The sequence below is a fragment of the Trabulsiella odontotermitis genome, assembly GCF_030053895.1.
GTDB classification, from domain to species: domain Bacteria; phylum Pseudomonadota; class Gammaproteobacteria; order Enterobacterales; family Enterobacteriaceae; genus Trabulsiella; species Trabulsiella odontotermitis_C.
Genome location: NZ_CP125781.1, coordinates 191,054 through 209,309 on the forward strand (window position 1 = coordinate 191,054; position 18,256 = coordinate 209,309).

At 56.7% G+C, this 18,256-nt stretch carries 16 protein-coding genes; 5 read left to right on the forward strand and 11 right to left on the reverse strand.

The features are described 5' to 3' along the window. Nucleotides 1-176 precede the first annotated feature (176 nt). Complete coding sequence (gene gorA, locus QMG90_RS00870; RefSeq protein WP_283282286.1) at nt 177-1,529, reverse strand: glutathione-disulfide reductase; 1,353 nt, start codon at nt 1,527-1,529, stop codon at nt 177-179. Between the two features lie 71 nt (nt 1,530-1,600). Next, complete coding sequence (locus QMG90_RS00875; protein ID WP_283282287.1) at nt 1,601-2,443, reverse strand: 23S rRNA (adenine(2030)-N(6))-methyltransferase RlmJ; 843 nt, start codon at nt 2,441-2,443, stop codon at nt 1,601-1,603. A gap of 192 nt (nt 2,444-2,635) precedes the next feature. Between QMG90_RS00875 and prlC the strand changes: the two genes are divergently transcribed. Together prlC and rsmJ are read left to right on the forward strand one after the other, a co-directional pair. Then, nucleotides 2,636-4,678, forward strand: a complete 2,043-nt coding sequence (prlC, locus tag QMG90_RS00880) for an oligopeptidase A (RefSeq protein ID WP_283282289.1) — start codon at nt 2,636-2,638, stop codon at nt 4,676-4,678. A gap of 8 nt (nt 4,679-4,686) precedes the next feature. Next, nucleotides 4,687-5,436, forward strand: coding sequence for a 16S rRNA (guanine(1516)-N(2))-methyltransferase RsmJ (rsmJ, locus tag QMG90_RS00885; protein WP_283282291.1), 750 nt, complete (start codon nt 4,687-4,689; stop codon nt 5,434-5,436). Between the two features lie 75 nt (nt 5,437-5,511). Here rsmJ and dtpB read toward each other — a convergent pair whose 3' ends face one another. Both dtpB and uspA read right to left on the reverse strand, forming a co-directional pair. Further along, the gene (gene dtpB / locus QMG90_RS00890) at nt 5,512-6,984 is read right to left on the reverse strand and encodes a dipeptide/tripeptide permease DtpB (RefSeq protein ID WP_283282293.1); all 1,473 of its coding nucleotides are present in this window, start codon (nt 6,982-6,984) and stop codon (nt 5,512-5,514) included. A gap of 243 nt (nt 6,985-7,227) precedes the next feature. Further along, nucleotides 7,228-7,665 (reverse strand): universal stress protein UspA, encoded by a 438-nt coding sequence (gene uspA, locus QMG90_RS00895; RefSeq protein WP_038159040.1) that lies wholly within the window; start codon nt 7,663-7,665, stop codon nt 7,228-7,230. 298 nt (nt 7,666-7,963) lie between these two features. Between uspA and uspB the strand changes: the two genes are divergently transcribed. Beyond that, nucleotides 7,964-8,299 carry a universal stress protein UspB gene (uspB, locus tag QMG90_RS00900; RefSeq protein ID WP_038159037.1) on the forward strand — a complete coding sequence of 112 codons (336 nt, stop codon included), beginning with the start codon at nt 7,964-7,966 and terminating at the stop codon, nt 8,297-8,299. Between the two features lie 56 nt (nt 8,300-8,355). Here the strand turns inward: uspB and pitA are convergent, their stop codons facing one another. Continuing rightward, the gene (gene pitA, locus QMG90_RS00905; protein WP_283282297.1) at nt 8,356-9,852 is read right to left on the reverse strand and encodes an inorganic phosphate transporter PitA; all 1,497 of its coding nucleotides are present in this window, start codon (nt 9,850-9,852) and stop codon (nt 8,356-8,358) included. Nucleotides 9,853-10,081: 229 nt separating this feature from the next. On the opposite strand from pitA, the gene QMG90_RS00910 reads away from it, so the two are divergent. Beyond that, nucleotides 10,082-11,275 carry a BaiN/RdsA family NAD(P)/FAD-dependent oxidoreductase gene (locus QMG90_RS00910; protein WP_283282299.1) on the forward strand — a complete coding sequence of 398 codons (1,194 nt, stop codon included), beginning with the start codon at nt 10,082-10,084 and terminating at the stop codon, nt 11,273-11,275. A gap of 26 nt (nt 11,276-11,301) precedes the next feature. Here the strand turns inward: QMG90_RS00910 and nikR are convergent, their stop codons facing one another. The 6 genes from nikR to nikA are packed head-to-tail and all read right to left on the reverse strand — an operon-like array spanning nt 11,302 to nt 16,591. Beyond that, nucleotides 11,302-11,706, reverse strand: coding sequence for a nickel-responsive transcriptional regulator NikR (gene nikR, locus QMG90_RS00915; RefSeq protein WP_283282301.1), 405 nt, complete (start codon nt 11,704-11,706; stop codon nt 11,302-11,304). Further along, nucleotides 11,694-12,485 carry a nickel import ATP-binding protein NikE gene (gene nikE / locus QMG90_RS00920; RefSeq protein WP_283282303.1) on the reverse strand — a complete coding sequence of 264 codons (792 nt, stop codon included), beginning with the start codon at nt 12,483-12,485 and terminating at the stop codon, nt 11,694-11,696. The genes nikR and nikE overlap by 13 nt, the downstream gene beginning before the upstream one ends. Further along, nucleotides 12,482-13,246, reverse strand: coding sequence for a nickel import ATP-binding protein NikD (nikD, locus tag QMG90_RS00925; protein WP_283282305.1), 765 nt, complete (start codon nt 13,244-13,246; stop codon nt 12,482-12,484). Before nikD ends, nikE begins: the two co-directional genes overlap by 4 nt. Continuing rightward, nucleotides 13,243-14,079, reverse strand: a complete 837-nt coding sequence (gene nikC / locus QMG90_RS00930; RefSeq protein WP_283282307.1) for a nickel ABC transporter permease subunit NikC — start codon at nt 14,077-14,079, stop codon at nt 13,243-13,245. Before nikC ends, nikD begins: the two co-directional genes overlap by 4 nt. Beyond that, the gene (gene nikB, locus QMG90_RS00935; RefSeq protein WP_283283857.1) at nt 14,076-15,020 is read right to left on the reverse strand and encodes a nickel ABC transporter permease subunit NikB; all 945 of its coding nucleotides are present in this window, start codon (nt 15,018-15,020) and stop codon (nt 14,076-14,078) included. Before nikB ends, nikC begins: the two co-directional genes overlap by 4 nt. Continuing rightward, nucleotides 15,020-16,591 carry a nickel ABC transporter substrate-binding protein gene (gene nikA, locus QMG90_RS00940; protein ID WP_283282309.1) on the reverse strand — a complete coding sequence of 524 codons (1,572 nt, stop codon included), beginning with the start codon at nt 16,589-16,591 and terminating at the stop codon, nt 15,020-15,022. The genes nikB and nikA overlap by 1 nt, the downstream gene beginning before the upstream one ends. A gap of 525 nt (nt 16,592-17,116) precedes the next feature. Between nikA and arnB the strand changes: the two genes are divergently transcribed. Then, a complete protein-coding gene (gene arnB, locus QMG90_RS00945; RefSeq protein ID WP_283283858.1) occupies nt 17,117-18,256 on the forward strand; it encodes a UDP-4-amino-4-deoxy-L-arabinose aminotransferase in 1,140 nt (379 codons plus the stop codon).

Here is an 18,256-nt window from a genome sequence, read left to right on the forward strand (position 1 = left end):
TCCGGGTGTTGTAGGTTCAAAAATGGGTTTTTGCAGGTCACTTATTAAGCGTAGACACTCGCTTCGGTGCCGGGGATAAGAGGAATCAGAATTCGGCGCTTTTTAGGCCGGAAAGAGGCGATATGCAAAGAAATGATACAAAAATCCCCTCATCTGAGGGGATTTTGCTCAGCGGTTTAGCGCATGGTCACGAACTCTTCCGCCGCCGTCGGGTGGATGGCGACGGTGTTGTCGAAGTCTTTCTTGGTGGCACCCATTTTCAGTGCAACCGCGAAGCCCTGCAGCATTTCGTCCATACCGAAACCGATGCCGTGGATACCGACAATCTTCTCTTCCGGGCCGACACAGACCAGCTTCATACGGCACGGCTGGCGATGAGTGGTAACGGCGGTGTACATGGCGGTGAAGGAGGATTTATACACCTTCACGGCATCGTCGCCATACTGCATGCGCGCCTGGGGTTCGGTTAACCCCACCGTGCCGATCGGTGGGTGGCTGAAGACCACGGTCGGGATGTTGCTGTAGTCCAGATGCTCGTCCGGCTTGTTGTTAAACAGACGTTCGGAGAGACGACGACCTGCCGCCACCGCGACCGGCGTCAGTTCGACGGCACCGGTGTTATCACCCACCGCGTAGATGCCCGGCACACTGGTGTTCTGGAATTTATCGACAGCAATGTAGCCTTTGTCGTCAGTTTTCACGCCGGTTGCGGCGAGATTGAAATTGTCAGTGGCCGGTTCACGACCAATCGCCCAGATCAGGCTGTCGACGGTCTGGCTACGGCCATCTTCCAGCTCCAGCGTCAGGCTGCCATCGGCATTTTTCACTACCGCTTTCGGGATCGCGTGGGTGTGCAGCGTCGGGCCTTCGGCAGCCATGATTTCGACCAGTGTTTCGGTAATCATCGGGTCAAAGGTACGCAGCGGCGCGTGTTTACGTACGAACAGGTGCGTTTCAGCGCCCAGACCGTTAATCACACCCGCCAGTTCAACGGCGATATAGCCTGCGCCCACCACGGCAACGCGTTTCGGTAACGCAGGCAGAGCGAAGAAACCATCGGAATCAATACCATACTCGACGCCCGGAATATTCGGGTGGCTCGGGCGGCCGCCGGTGGCGATCAGAATGTGATCTGCGGTCAGCGTTTCACCGTTCACTTCGATGGTTTTCGCATCGACGAAACGGGCAAAGCCTTTGATGACATCCACCTTGTTCTTGCCCAGCACGTTGTCATACGAGGTATGAATGCGATCGATATAAGCGCTACGGCTGCCGACCAGTTTCTGCCAGTTAAACTGATTGATGGTGGTGTCGAAACCGTAATCCGGGCCGTACATATGAATGGCTTCGCGGATCTGCGCCGCATGCCACATCACTTTTTTCGGTACACAGCCGACGTTCACGCAGGTGCCGCCCAGCTCTTTCGCTTCGATCAGCGCACACTTCTGGCCGTACATGGCCGCACGGTTGATGGAGGCGATACCGCCGCTGCCGCCGCCGATAGCGATGTAGTCATAATGCTTGCTCATGGGTCTTATCCTTAATGTCTGATTGCCGCGATTGTATACCTGAAATCAATAGCTTCCACCTATGACTGCGATTACTCAGGTACGATCCAACTTACGGAGGTATGCCCGGTGCCAGTCGGCACCAGTTTACGATGCAGCCACGGCAGAACGTTGTTCATCTGCTGCTCCAGCTTCCACGGCGGGTTGATCACAATCATGCCGGACGCGGTCATGCCGCGCATGTCGCTGTCCGGGCGCACCGCCAGCTCAATCTGCAGAATACGGCGAATACCGGTGGCTTCCAGCTCTTTGATCATGCGTTTGATTTGCGCGCGCAGCACCACCGGATACCACAGCGCGTAAGTGCCGGTGGCAAAACGCTTGTAGCCTTCACTGATGCCGGTAACCACCGCCTGATAATCGGTTTTGATTTCATAGGGTGGGTCGATGAGTACCAGACCGCGGCGGGAAACCGGCGGCAGTTTGGCTTTGAGTTGCTGGTAGCCATCCGCTTTTTCTACCCGTGCCCGTTCGTCTTTCTGGAACTCAGCGCGCAGCAACGGGAAATCGCTCGGATGCAGCTCGGTAAGTTGCAGGCTGTCCTGCTCGCGCAGCAACTGACGGGCAATCAGCGGCGAGCCCGGATAGTAGCGCAACTGACCGCTGCGGTTGAAATGCTGCACCACGCCAATGTACGACTCCAGTTCGGCCGGGAGATCGTCCTGCTGCCAGATGCGGGCGATACCTTCCAGATATTCGCCGGTGCGTTCCGCATGCTCGCTGCTCAGCTGATAACGCCCGGCGCCAGCGTGAGTATCAAGATAGAGAAACGGTTTCTCTTTCTCTTTCAGCGCGTCGATGATCAGGCTCTGAACGGTGTGTTTGAGAACGTCGGCGTGGTTGCCGGCGTGGAAGCTGTGGCGATAACTGAGCATGAAGATAAAGTTCCGGAAATGAAAAACGATTTGCGACAGTTTACCGCAGATCGGGTCAGATTACCCGCTGGCCGGTAAGCGGTTATCCAGGCCGACGGCATTGAAATCCTCTACACTTGACCCCATGCTAGATCGCAACGTAAAAGCGCCGGACTGCGCGCTTCACTCAAACAATTCAACAGGACAGCGCTTATGACCAATCCATTACTCACGCCTTTCACCTTGCCGCCGTTTTCCCGCATTTTGCCCGAGCACGTGGTGCCTGCGGTGTCGAAAGCGCTGGATGCGTGCCGCGAGGCGGTAGAAAGCGTGGTCGCGCAGGGCGCGCCGTATACCTGGGATAATCTGTGCCAGCCACTGGCGGAAGTGGACGATCGCCTGGGGCGCATCTTCTCGCCAGTGAGCCATCTGAACTCAGTCAAAAATAGCCCTGAGCTGCGTGAAGCCTACGAACAAACCCTGCCACTGCTCTCTGAATACAGCACCTGGGTCGGCCAGCACGAAGGACTCTACAACGCTTACCGCGACCTGCGTGATGGTGATCATTACGCCGGGCTGAACACCGCGCAGAAAAAAGCGGTCGATAACGCGCTGCGTGATTTTGAACTGTCCGGTATCGGTTTACCGAAAGAGAAACAAAAACGCTACGGCGAAATCGCTGCGCGGCTGTCTGAGCTCGGCAACCAGTACAGCAATAACGTGCTCGACGCCACCATGGGCTGGACGAAGCTAATCACTGATGAAAGCGAACTTGCCGGTATGCCGGAAAGCGCGCTGGCGGCGGCTAAAGCGCAGGCCGAAGCCAAAGAACAGCAGGGCTATCTGCTGACGCTGGATATTCCGAGCTACCTGCCGGTGATGACCTATTGCGACAACCCGACGTTGCGCGAAGAGATGTATCGCGCCTACACCACTCGTGCCTCCGATCAGGGACCGAACGCCGGTAAATGGGATAACAGCCCGGTGATGGAAGAGATCCTCTCTCTGCGTCACGAACTGGCGCAACTGCTGGGATTTGAAAGCTACGCCTTCAAATCGCTGGCGACCAAAATGGCGGAAAACCCGCAACAGGTGCTCGACTTCCTGACCGATCTGGCGAAACGCGCCCGTCCACAGGGGGAGAAAGAGCTGGCGCAGCTGCGTGCCTATGCCAAAGCCGAATTTGGTGTGGACGATCTGCAGCCGTGGGATATCGCGTACTACAGCGAAAAACAGAAACAGCATCTCTACAGCATTAGCGATGAGCAACTGCGTCCGTACTTCCCGGAAAACAAAGCCGTCAACGGCCTGTTTGAAGTGGTGAAACGCATTTACGGCATTACCGCCAAAGAGCGTACCGACATCGATGTATGGCACCCGGAAGTGCGTTTCTTCGAACTGTATGACGACCACAACGAACTGCGCGGCAGTTTCTATCTCGACCTCTACGCCCGCGAGCACAAGCGCGGCGGCGCGTGGATGGACGACTGCGTCGGCCAGATGCGTAAAGCGGACGGCTCGCTGCAAAAACCGGTCGCTTACCTGACCTGTAACTTTAACCGTCCGGTGAACGGCAAACCGGCGCTGTTTACTCACGACGAAGTGATCACCCTGTTCCATGAATTCGGTCACGGTCTGCATCACATGCTCACCCGCATTGAAACCGCCGGGGTATCGGGCATCAGCGGCGTACCGTGGGATGCGGTCGAACTGCCGAGCCAGTTTATGGAAAACTGGTGCTGGGAGCCGGACGCGCTGGCGTTTATCTCTGGTCACTATGAAACCGGCGAACCGCTGCCGAAGGAACTGCTGGATAAAATGCTGGCGGCGAAAAACTACCAGGCGGCGATGTTTATCCTGCGCCAGCTGGAGTTCGGCCTGTTCGATTTCCGTCTGCATGCTGAATACAGCCCGGCGCAGGGCGCGAAAATCCTCGAGACACTGGCGGAGATCAAAAAACAGGTCGCCGTGGTGCCCGGCCCGGCCTGGGGCCGCTTCCCGCACGCCTTCAGCCACATTTTCGCCGGCGGTTATGCCGCGGGTTACTACAGCTATCTTTGGGCCGACGTGCTGGCGGCGGATGCCTATTCCCGTTTCGAAGAAGAGGGTATTTTCAACCGCGAAACCGGGCAGTCGTTCCTCGATAACATTCTGACCCGTGGTGGTTCAGAAGAGCCGATGGATCTGTTCAAACGCTTCCGTGGCCGCGAACCGCAGTTGGACGCGATGCTTGAGCATTATGGAATTAAAGGCTGATTGTATTCGTGAAAATCTGCTTAGTCGATGAGACAGGCGCCGGAGACGGCGCCTTATCTGTTCTGGCGACCCGCTGGGGGCTGGAGCACGATCCCGAAAACCTGATGGCGCTGGCTTTAACGCCTGAGCATCTGGAACTGCGTAAGCGCGACGAACCAAAGCTCGGCGGCATCTTTGTCGATTTTGTCAGCGGCGCGATGGCGCACCGGCGCAAGTTTGGCGGCGGTCGCGGCGAAGCGGTCGCCAAAGCCGTGGGTGTTAAGGGCGATTATCTGCCGGATGTGGTGGATGCCACGGCAGGCTTAGGGCGCGATGCCTTTGTACTGGCGTCGGTGGGTTGTCGGGTGCGGATGCTGGAACGTAATCCGGTGGTCGCGGCGCTGCTCGACGACGGATTAGCGCGCGGTTACGCGGACCCGGAAATCGGCCCGTGGTTGCAGGCGCGTTTACAACTGATTCATGCCTCGAGCCTGACGGCGCTGACCGACATCACACCGCGCCCGCAAGTGGTGTATCTCGACCCGATGTTTCCGCACAAGCAGAAAAGCGCGCTGGTGAAAAAAGAGATGCGGGTATTTCAGTCGCTGGTGGGACCGGATCTCGACGCCGACGGGTTGTTACTTCCGGCACAGCGTCTGGCGACAAAGCGCGTGGTGGTGAAGCGCCCGGACTACGCGCCACCGCTGGCGGACGTCGCGACGTTAAACGCGGTGACCACCAAAGGCCACCGCTTTGATATTTATCCCGGTACTCCGTAGGCCCGATAAGCGTAGCGCCATCGGGCAATACCTGATGACGATGCAAGCGTCATATCAGGCCTACGGAAGCGCCCGTTACGCCTGTTCTGACGGCGTATTGATCATCTTGTTCAGCCACGGCACCAGAATCGCCATGACCACGGTCACCGCCAGCGTCACCAGCCCGATTTTACTGAACACGCCGGTGTAAATCGGCAGCGTTTGCAGCGGGTCGGTGATGTTTTCCGGCACGGCAGTGAAGGTCGCGACATAACCGCCAAGCAGGAACGCCGCCGCCTGCGTCAGGAACCACATCCCAAGAATGAAGCCCATCAGGTGCTGCGGCACCAGTGCGGCCACCATCGCCAGCCCCAGGGCGCTGATCAACAGCTCGCCGAGACTCTGGAACAGATACACCAGCACGATGAACCACGGCGACGTCAGGCCCTGTGCATCAGCAAACCACATGCCCGCGGCGGCGGCTGTCAGGAAACCGAGCGCGCACAGGAACATACCGAGGGTAAATTTCATCGGCATGGTGAGGTCTTTGCCGCGGCTGCCCAGGCGGGTGTAAATCGCCGCCAGAACCGGGCTCGCCACCACCACCCAGAACGGGTTTAGCGCCTGGAAACTGACCGGGTTGATAGTGAAGCCGAGGATTTCATGGTGCACATTATTGATAGCGAAGAAGTTCAGCGAGGTCGGCATTTGTGCGTAGAGGATATAAAACAGCACCGCTTCGAGCATCAGAATGAACGCGACAATCATCTTGTTGCGGCCGGTTTTATCCAGACGGAACGCCTCGCGGAAGAAGAAAATCGTCACCACGATGGAGAGCACGATCAGCACCAGGTTGGCGATTTTCACGTTATGCATCAGCCAGGCACAGAGGAACACCATCGCCACTGTACCGATCAGCACCAGCAGCAGATTTTTGAAATTCATCGGCTGATGATCGGGTTCTGAACCGATATCTTTCACCATCCCACGGCAGGCGAAATAGACCAGCAGCGCCACAATCAACCCGGCACCGCACAGGTTATAGGTCACCGCGTAGCCGAACTTATCGGCAATCACCGGCGCCAGCGACAGCGACAGCAGGGAGCCGATGTTGATGGACATATAAAACAGCGTGAACGCACCATCGAGACGCGGGTCTTTCGGCGGGTAACATTTGGAAAGCAGGCTGGCGGGGTTGGCTTTAAACAGTCCGTTACCGACCGCAATCGTCCCCAGCGCAATGAAAATCAGATCCGGCTTCAGCAACGACAGTCCGGTCATGAAATAACCGATCGCCAGCACCACGGCGCCAAGCACCAGCGTTCGTTTCGTCCCCAGCAGGTGATCGCCGACATAGCCGCCAATGGAGATCAGGCCGTAAACCAGCGCGGCGAAGGCGCCAAAGGTGATAAATGCCTGCTCCTGCGAAAAGCCTAACTGCTTGACGAAAAAGACTGCCAGGATGCCCTGAACGCCGTAGTAACCAAAGCGTTCCCACAGTTCGACAAAGAAAATCATGAAGAAAGGGCGAGGCTGTTGCATTAATCCCACGGAGGGAGATGTGTTCATGTTCTGTCGTCCTTATTAACCAACCCACAAAAGTATGAGCGCTTGCGTATAAATGTGCGAAGTCTGCAATTGTTGAAACACAATGCTGTTATATATAGAGACAATAGATTATTCGATTGACTAATGATGAAACAACTAATAGATCACACTAATTATCATCAGGTGATCAAAACATTATTTCTGTGGGGAGACGTAAAAATGAAAAAGCCCGCACGAGGCGGGCATCTTGCGGCAAGCAAACGATTAATCGTCTTCTTCGTCGCGTAACGGGACGATCAGCATATCAACGTGAACAGTGTTGATAAGCTGGCGTGCGGAGGACATCAGCTTGCTCCAGAAATCCTGGTGGTGACCACATACCACCAGATCCATGTCGTATTTCTTGATAGCATCAACCAGAACCTGACCCAGATCGCCGCTACCACTCAGGGTTTCGGTGATCGGATAACCCGCGTTGGTGGACAGCTCAGTCAGCGCGTGGTGGGTCTCCTCAGAAATGCGTTTTTGCATATCACCCAGATTGACGTCAATAAGGCCGGTGTAGAGATCGGAGTAATTCACATCAACATGAATCAGGGAAACTTTCGCGTTGTACGGGCGCGCCATCGAGACCGCTTTGTCCACCAGCACTTTACTCTCTGGTGACAGGTCTACCGCGATAAGAATATGTCTGTAAGCCATAGTGTTACTCCTTCCTTAAGTTATCGATGACTAATTTTAGTAAACAACTCCACCTTAAAACGACCCACAAGTTACGTCAATGTGACTTGCTTACCAATTAGTTAATCAAATTTATCTGCCAGGGGTATTGATAACGGTTAACCTTGTGGTAAAAAATTTAACTCATCTCCTACACTATTTAATAAGCCGGTTGGACATTATTTTGTGACCGGCTTCGCACTCTTTCACTGAACTGGTTTGGGTATGGGGAGCGGTAGTCCTGGGGGTTACCCTGTGGGCGGGTCGCCGGGGAGGAGTTATGATCAGCACTGTTGCGCTGTTTTGGGCCCTGTGTATCGTTTGTGTCGTGAATATGGCGCGTTACTTCTCATCATTACGCGCACTATTAGTGGTTCTGCGTGGTTGCGATCCCTTGCTCTATCAGTATGTAGACGGTGGTGGATTCTTCACCTCACATGGTCAGCCCGGAAAGCAAATGCGCCTGGTGTGGTACATCTACGCGCAGCGCTATCGCGATCATCATGACGAAGAGTTCATCCGCCGTTGCGAGCGCGTGCGCCGTCAGTTTATTTTGACCAGCGCGCTCTGTGGTCTGGTGATGGTGAGTCTGATTGCGTTGCTGATTTGGCACTGAGACGAATAAAAAAAACGGGCCAGTTTCCTGACCCGTTTTCTCGTATTGCCCAACGCTTAGATGATTTTCAGCGAAATCCAGTACAGCGCGCCAGACAGGATAATCGATGCAGGCAACGTAAAGACCCAGGCCATCAGAATGTTGGTCACGGTTTTCCTTTGCAGCCCGCCGCCATCCACGATCATCGTCCCCGCGACGGAGGAGGAGAGCACGTGAGTGGTGGAAACCGGCATCCCGGTATAACTGGCAAGACCGATGGAGACCGCAGCCGTCATCTGGGCTGACATACCCTGTGCGTAGGTCATGCCTTTCTTACCAATCTTTTCACCGATGGTAGTCGCCACGCGACGCCAGCCGATCATCGTACCGATACCCAGCGCCAGCGCTACTGCCATGATGATCCACACCGGCGCGTATTCGATGGTGCTCAGCATGTCGGTTTTCAGTTTCTTCAGCAGACGCAAATCTTCGCCGTTCACTTCCGGCAGCTTCGCCACTTTATCGGTGGTATCCGCGATGCACAGCAGCACGCGACGCAGCTGGCTGCGTTGCTCAACAGACAGCTTGTCGTAACTTTCGATGTTCGTCAGCATGCCTTTGGAGCGTTCCAGCGCGTTGATGGTATTGGCCGGATGGCAGTGAAACTCTGCGTTAGCCGCGACACCAGGTTCCGGCGACGGGATCAACTGTTCAGCACCAATCGCTTTGGTCAACAGCTCTGGACGCTGCTGGAAGAAGAGTTCCACGTTGTTGACCGCGTCACGGGTACGCGTAATTTCGTAACCAGAGGCGTTCATGTTGACCACGAACCCTGCCGGCGCCACGCCAATCAATACCAGCATCACCAGACCAATGCCTTTCTGACCGTCGTTCGCGCCGTGTGAAAACGAGACGCCAATGGCGGACAGAATCAGCGCGATACGGGTCCAGAACGGCGGTTTTTTCTTGCCGTCTTTCTTTTCACGTTCCGCAGGGGTCAGGTGAATACGTGCCTTCTTCTTTGTGTTGCTCCAGTAACGGCGCAGGATAAAGATCAGGCCGCCCGCGAACACCAGCCCGACGACAGGCGAGAGGATGAGGGACGCAAAAATGCTGATAACTTTAGGAATGTTCAGCGCATCCACCACCGAGGTGCCGGTCATCATCGCGTTGGTCAAACCAATTCCGATGATAGCGCCAATCAGTGTGTGGGAGCTTGATGCCGGAAGGCCGAAATACCAGGTTCCGAGGTTCCAGATAATCGCCGCCAGCAACATGGAGAACACCATGGCGAGACCATGTGCAGACCCCATGTTCAACAGAAGATCGGTCGGTAGCATATGCACAATTGCATAAGCCACGCTCAATCCACCCAGCAGTACACCGAAGAAATTGAAAATCGCAGCCATCGCGACCGCCAGTTGCGATCGCATTGCGCGCGTATAAATCACTGTAGCGACTGCGTTTGCCGTGTCGTGGAAGCCGTTGATCGCTTCGTAAAACAGTACAAAACCCAGAGCAAGCAATAATAACAGCCCGGTATGTAAATCCAGGCCGGCAAACAAATGTAGCATAGGACGTTACGCCATTTTGAGGACATGAACGCGGCGCATTATCAGGGACATTCGCGGCGCGGGCAAAGCGAAATATAGACTTTTTTTGATTTGCTTTCATGTAAGTCAAATCACTGTCAAGAATTATCCTATATATTTCAAAGTGCTACTTATATGACAGAATTTTTACGCTGGTGCGACCAGCAGGGAATATTTACAATTCCCGACATTCAAAAGTGAGGATTGTCGTGTGGAAAGGTTTGATGCCATTGTAGTAGGCGCCGGTGCGGCGGGGATGTTTTGCGCAGCGCAGGCGGGGCAGGCGGGTTGCCGCGTGCTGCTGGTCGATAATGGCAAAAAGCCTGGCCGCAAGATTCTGATGTCCGGAGGCGGTCGCTGCAACTTTACCAACCTGTACGTCGAACCTGCCGCCTATCTCAGCCAGAACCCCCATTTCTGCAAATCGGCGCTGGCGCGCTACACCCAGTGGGATTTTATCGATCTGGTGGGAAAGCATAGCATCGCCTGGCATGAAAAAACGCTGGGGCAGCTGTTTTGCGATGACTCCGCAGAGCACATCGTGCGCATGCTGGTGGCCGAGTGCGAAAAGGGCAACGTCACGCTGCGCCTGCGCACCGAAATTCTCAGTGTTGAACGTGATGACGACGGCTACACGCTGCAACTGAACGGTGAGATGGTGGCGGCGAAAAAACTGGTGATCGCCAGCGGTGGGCTGTCGATGCCGGGTCTGGGTGCCACGCCGTTCGGTTATAAGATCGCCGAACAATTTGGCCTGAAAGTACTGCCGACGCGGGCAGGTCTGGTGCCGTTCACGCTGCATAAGCCGCTACTGGAACAATTACAAGTGCTTTCCGGCGTGTCAGTTCCGGCGGTTATCACGGCTGAAGACGGCACGGTCTTTCGCGAAAGCCTGCTCTTCACCCATCGCGGGCTTTCCGGCCCGGCGGTACTGCAAATCTCCAGCTACTGGCAACCCGGCGAGAATGTCAGCATCAACCTGCTGCCCGAGTGTGATCCGGAGGCTTTCCTTAATGAACAGCGCGAGGCGCACCCCAATCAGAGCCTGAAAAACACGCTGGCGATGCAGCTACCAAAACGGCTGGTGGAGTGCCTGCAACAGCTCGGGCAGATCCCCGACGTCACGCTGAAACAGCTCAATGTGCGCGATCAGCAAACGCTGGTGGAAACGCTCACTCAATGGCGCGTCCAGCCTAATGGCACCGAAGGCTATCGCACCGCCGAAGTCACCCTTGGCGGTGTCGACACCAACGAACTTTCTTCCCGCACCATGGAAGCCCGCAACGTGCCAGGTCTCTACTTTATCGGCGAAGTGATGGACGTCACCGGCTGGCTCGGCGGCTACAACTTCCAATGGGCATGGTCGTCCGCCTGGGCATGTGCGCAGGCGCTGGTGGATGATTAGGCCATTATCCGCTTAGCACAACACCATCAATCATCTTCCGCCGTCAGGCACTGCAAATGGCCGTGCCGGACGCCGCGTTCGGCAATCATCTCATCGGCAAAATGCTTTATCTCGTGCATGTTGCCCTTCAGCACGGCAATCTCAAGGCAGTCATCATGACTGATATGCACGTGCAGCGTGGCGACTGACAGGTCGTGATGGTGATGCTGACTGGAGACCAGACGGCTCGCCAGATCGCGCTTTTCATGTTCATACACGTAAGAGAGTACAGCGTAACCCTGGCGGTCAGCCTGCTGGCTTTTCTCCTGCACCAGCGCATTACGTAAAATGTCACGGATGGCCTCGGAGCGGTTGCGATAGCCGTGATGCTCACTGAGCGCATCCAGGGTGGTTAACAGATCGTCATCAAGGGTAATGGTCACGCGCTGCATGCGAGTTTTCCTTCAGTCAGGGTGGCGGGAAACGCAGGCAGCACGGCGCGCTGGAGCGCCTGTCCTGCTGGGGAGTGAAATCGAAGCGGCGACTGCACGGCGGTGGTTTCCACCAGTTGCCCATGCTCCATCACCATCACCCGTTGGCAAAACCGCTCGACCAGCCGCAAGTCGTGGGTGATGAACAGGCAGGCGACGCCGGATTGTTGTTGCAGGCGCTTCAGCAGGCGAATAATACCCGCCTGCAGGACGAGATCGAGGCTGGAGACGGCCTCGTCGAGGATCAATAGTTTCGGTTCAACAATCAGCGCGCGCGCCAGACACACTCGCTGGAGTTGACCGCCACTGAGTTGCGGCGGCCGTTTATCGAGCAGCGACAGGTCAAGCTCCACCGCCGCCATCATCGCCGTGATTTTCTGTTGCTGTTCCTGTCGTGAACAACGCAGCAGGTGGCGCAATGGCTCGCGAATAATCTCGCGTACGGTTTTACGCGGGTTCACCGCGCTGAGCGCATCCTGAAATACCATCTGAATGTCGCGATAAAAGCCGCGTTTTGCCTCGCCCTTCAGCGCAGAAAGCGGTTTGCCCTGCCAGAGGATCTCGCCCGAGGCCGGGGTTTCCAGCCCGACCAGCAGCCGCGCTAATGTACTTTTGCCGCAACCGCTGCGCCCCAGCAGGGCGACAGTTTCGCCGGGCCTGAGCGCGAAAGTAACGTCGTTCAGCACATCGGGACGCCGGGGATAACCGTGATTTAACTGACTAACAGTGAAAAGCGTCATTGCGGTAACTCCATGCCATACAGCGCCAGATGCGCCGCGAGTAATTGCCGGGTCACCGGGTGCTGCGGCGCGGTAAAGAGGGTTTCTACGTCGCTGTGCTCCACAATGCGCCCGCGATCCATCACCGCGACCTCATCGGCCAGCCGCGCGGCGACACCCATATCATGAGTTACCAGCAGTAATCCCGGCCGACGGGTCTGCATCAGCGAATCCAGCAGATCGAGAATGCGCGCCTGCGCCACGGCGTCGAGGTCGGTGGTGGGTTCATCGGCGATTATAAACGGCGCGTCGCTGAGTACCGCCAGCGCCATCATCATGCGTTGCAACATGCCGCCGCTCATTTCGAACGGATAGAGCGCCAGCACGCTGCGGGGGTTTTCCAGCCCGACGTTTTCCATCGCGGTAAGCAGCGTCGCGTCATCCAGCGATTTCCCCAGCGCCCGACAGGTTTCCCGCGCGTGGGTCGCCATGGTGTAAAGCGGGTTAAAGGCGCTGCGCGGGTTCTGCATGATGGTGGCGACAGTCGTGCCGCGTAGGATCGCAGGCGATACCGCCCGGCTGTCTGCCAGCACTTCGCCCGCTGTCTGGCGTACGCCTGTCGGTAATACACCCAGCGCGGCGGCGCAGGTCAGTGATTTTCCGCTGCCGCTACCGCCGAGCAACGCCAGCACGCGGCCTTTACGCAGTGTCAGCGACACGCCGTGTACCAGCGGGCGATCGGCACTTAATGTGATGTTATGCAGTTCCAGTTGCGAGGTCATCCGTGGCTGTGCTCCGCATTGAGGTACGGGTCGAGGCGATCGCGCAGCGCATCGCCGGTCATGTTAAAAGCCATCACGCTGATAAATAGCGCCAGCCCGGGCCACAGCATCTGCAGCGGCTGCGTCCAGATGTACTGCCGCGCATCGTTGATCATCACGCCCCATTCCGCCGTCGGCGCGCTGACGCCGAGGCCGAGAAACGACATTCCGGCGACGTGCAGCATCATGTGCCCGATATCCAGCGTCGCCAGCACCAGCAGTGACGGCACCACCGCGCCCGCCAGATGGCTGATAAACACCTGCACGTGGCTGGCGCCGCTCAGGCGGGAGGCCAGCACAAATTCCCGGTGGCGCAGGGAGAGCACCAGATTTCGCACCATGCGGGCATACCACGCCCAGTGTGACAGGGCGATAGCGATAATCACGTTAGTTAACCCGGTGCCGAGCACGCCAACCATAAAGAAGGAGAGGATCGACGTCGGAAAGGTCATGAACATGTCGGCGACGCGCATGATGGTTTGATCCACGCGACCGCCCAGCAAACCGGCGCTGCCGCCGAGCGTCAGCCCGAGGGCGAGGATCAGCACCAGGCAGAGCATCACCGACCCCAGCGACACACGGGTGGCGGCGAGCAGGCGGGAGAAAATATCACGGCCCAGGTGATCAGTACCGAGCCAGTGCGCCGCGTCTGGCGGCAACAGGCGTTGCGGTAAATCAATCGCCAGCGGATCGTAAGGCAGCCACCACTGGCTGGTCAGCGCGATCATCATCAACAGCGCGATGGTTATCAGTGCCAGACGAACGGGCCAGCGAGCGGTCAGGAAAAAGTTCATGCCTGCGCTCCTTCATGACGACGAATGCGCGGGTCGAGCGCCGCATTCAGTACATCCACCGCCAGGTTGCACAGCACGAATACAGTGACCATCAGCAGGGTGAAACACTGGATCACCGGATAATCGCGGTTGAAGATGGCTGACACCGCATAACGTCCGACGCCGGGCCAGGCAAAGATGTTTTCGATGATCATCGTGCCGCCAATCAGTTCACCGATATGCATGCCAATGGCGGTGACCACCGGCAGCGTGGCGTTACGCAAAACATGCCGTTGTTCGATCTGCCGCTCGCTGAGCCCGCGCAGCCGCGCCCAGACAACATGGCGTTGCCCGGCGGCGTCCAGCATGCTGGCGCGCAGCAGGCGGGCGTTAATCGCCAGCGACATAAAAGCGATAGAGACGGCGGGCAGAATGATATGTTGCCAGCCGCCGTAGCCCATAGCCGGGAGCCATTGCAGATGGACGGAGAAAAACATCACCAGCAAAAAGGCGAGCCAGAAATTGGGCATCGACACGCCGAGAAACGCGATGACGCGAACGGCGAAATCCGGCAGCCGGTCACGGTGGCGCGCGGCCAGAATACCGAGCGGCACTGAGGTCAGCAGAATCAACATCAGCGCCGCGCCGGTCAGTTGCAGCGTGGCTGGCAGGAAATGCAGCAGGTCATTGAGCACCGGGCGCTGCGAGGCGTAAGAGATGCCAAAATCGAGGTGCAGCGCGCGCCACAGCCACGTCAGATACTGTGCCGGCAGGGATTGATTCAGGCCAAGCAACTCCCGCGTCGAGGCGACCATCTCCGGCGTCGGCGGCAGGTTCGACAGGCGCAAATAGTCCAGCGCCGGGTCGCCCGATCCCAGCCGCAGCAGCAAAAAGATAATCGCTGAAGCGGCGAGGAGTATCGGGATGAGCAGCAGCACGCGCCGCAGAATAAATCGCAGCATCATGGCGTTACCGGGTGAATACGCTCAAAGGGAATGTCGGTGGCGATGGGCGCAAACGGGATCTTGCCGAGCGCCGGGCGCGATACGGACATTAACGAGGCATAGCTTATTGGCAGATAAACCGCGTCGTTGTGCAGACGCGTCAGCACATCACGATAGAGTTGCTGGCGGTGCGTGTCATCAGTGGTCGTCAGGATCTCGCTGATTTCGCTGTCGATCAGTTTCTTGTCCGGCAACCCCTGCTGCGCCTGAAAATCGGCATGCGACGGCACGCGCATCGAGCTTAAATAGGCGTGAGGATCATACGGCGCGCCCCAGGTTCGGGTAAAAATCATACCAAAGCGGCCATCGCGCTGGCGGGCATCAATGCTGCTCTCTTCTTCACCGACCATCGTCACGTCGACGCCAATCTGACGCAGATTCGCCTGAATGATTTCCGCCATGGATTTGCTGAGCGCATCGGTGCCCATAAAGGCCAGTTCAATGGTCAGCGGCTGGCCGTTTTTCTGCCGGATGGTTTTTCCCGCCGGTAGCGTCCAGCCAGCCTGCTCCAGCAGCGCAACAGCTTTATGCGGATCATACTGGCGCGGCGTCAGCGGAATGTTGGCATACGGCACGGAAGGGGCGAACAGGGTATCAGCCACCTTTTGTGTGCCATACAGCGCGCTGTCGATCAGCGTTTTTTTATCGACCGCGTAGTTCAGCGCTTCACGTACCGCCAGTTCACGCGTTGGCCCCTTCGCGGAGTTGAGGGCCAGCAGGATGGTTTCCATCGATGGCGAAAGCGCGGTTTGGTACTCCGGCTGGTGGCGGAAACGTTCAAATGTGTCGAGCGGCAACAGGCCCTCATCCCCGTACAGCAAATCCACCTCGCCTGCTTCAAAGGCAATCGCCCGACTGGTCGGATCCGGGATCACTTTGAGGGTGATCTGGCGGATGGCAGGCTTCTCACCCCAGTAGTTATCGTTACGCACAAACACGTCGTACTGATTCATCTGTGAGGCCTTTAATACCCATGGCCCGGTGCCGATCGGCGCCTTAATGCCAGACACCGTACCGTTCTCTTTAAACTGCGACGGCGCGATAAAACGGAAAGGGCGCGGCAGCGAGAGCTCCTGCAGGAAAGGGTAGTAGGCACTTTTCAGGGTGATTTGCAGTTGCTGTGGGCTCAGGGCTTTGACCGCGACAATTTGATTGGTCAGCTCCAGCCAGGCATGCCGATGGCGGTTCGCCAGAATCGCCGTGAAATTGGCGACTGCGGCATCGGCGTTAAACGGTTCGCCGTTGGAGAAGCGTACGTCATCGCGCAGGGTAAAGACCCAGGTTTTGCCATCAGCCGAGTGGGTCCAGCTTTTCGCCAGCCAGGGCTGAACACTGCCGTCCTGCTGATATTTGACCAGCGGTTCATACACCATGCTTTGGGCAAACATCTGGTTCGGCGTGTAAAGGTGAGGATTGAGCGGCCCGACGTTGACCGGCCAGGCGGTGGTCAGTTCATCAGGCGCGGCGGCGTGCGCCAGCAGCGATGTACAGGCCAGAAACGCCAACAGGAGTGAGCGGAATGTAGACAATGGCTTCGCCTCTGCGAAAACGGGTATCAAAGTATGATGATTTTAATAATTCATCATACTTTTGACGTAATCTGGATCAAAGCGAGGTCAGATTGTCCTCATCATTTTAACGCAAACTATTGCTGGCGCATCACAGAAATAAATCTGACATATAAACGATATAGTCTTATTTTTCCTCGGGATGACAATAAATATAAAAAGTTCAATAAAAATGAGGACCGTTTAATAATCGTTGAATATTGTGACCACGCTCGCGTAACTCGCCTTGAGTTTATTCTTTTCTTAAGCTTTTCCTGTCAGTAACCACATGAATTTTAATTAATTTTGAAAATTTATTGGTTTCGTGTCGCTTTTCTTAAGCTTGTCCTAATCTTACGCAGTTATATTTTTCAACAGGTTGATGCGCCGTTGAATAATTACCGCATCGGCGTCGATTTCATTTTCGTTTTGTTTAACTCGTCAGGCGCACGATGACCTGATCGGTAAAACCAGAATCACCGAACCCTTTACAGGTAAGGATTAATGATGAGCGATTTTTTGCCCTTCTCGCGCCCCTCCATGGGAGAAGCGGAATTCGCCGCGCTTAAAGAGGTGTTGCAGTCCGGCTGGATCACCACCGGGCCGAAAAATCAGGCGCTTGAAGAGGCGTTTTGTGGGTTGACGGGCAACCGACATGCCATTGCGGTGAGTTCAGCGACGGGCGGGATGCACGTCACGCTGATGGCGCTGGGCATCGGGCCGGGCGATGAAGTCATCACCCCGTCGCAGACCTGGGTTTCGACGCTGAATATGATCGTGCTGCTCGGTGCGACGCCGGTAATGATCGATGTCGATCGCGACAACCTCATGATCACCGCAGACGCGGTCGAGGCCGCCATCACGCCGCGCACTAAAGCGATTATCCCGGTTCACTACGCGGGCGCACCGGCGGATATCGACGCGATCCGCGCCGTGGCTGACCGTCACGGTATTCCCGTTATTGAAGACGCGGCCCATGCCGCCGGAACTTACTACAAAAACCGTCATGTGGGCTGGCAGGGTACGGCGATTTTCTCTTTTCACGCGATTAAAAATATGACCAGCGCAGAAGGCGGTCTGGTGGTCACTGACGACGACCAGCTGGCGGCGCGCATCCGTAGCCTGAAGTTTCACGGTCTCGGCGTGGATGCCTACGACCGTCAGACCCACGGCCGTGCACCGCAGGCGGAGGTGATCTCCCCGGGCTACAAATACAATCTCGCGGATATCAACGCCGCGCTGGCGCTGGTGCAACTGGGAAAACTCGGGCCGGCCAACCAGCGCCGCCACGATATCGCCCGGCGCTATCTCAACGAACTGGCGGACACGCCCTTCCAGCCGCTGGCAGTACCGGAATGGGAACACCTGCACGCCTGGCATCTTTTCATTATCCGCGTGGATGAAACGCGCTGCGGGCTGAGCCGCGACGCGCTGATGGAACAGTTAAAAGCTAAAGGGATCGGCACCGGGCTGCACTTTCGCGCGGCCCACACGCAGAAATATTACCGCGAACGCTTTCCCGACGTTTCTCTGCCGAATACCGAGTGGAACAGCGCGCGTATCTGCTCACTTCCTCTTTTCCCGGATATGACTCATGACGACACAACCCGCGTCATTGCCGCACTCCATCAGCTTGCAGGGCATTGA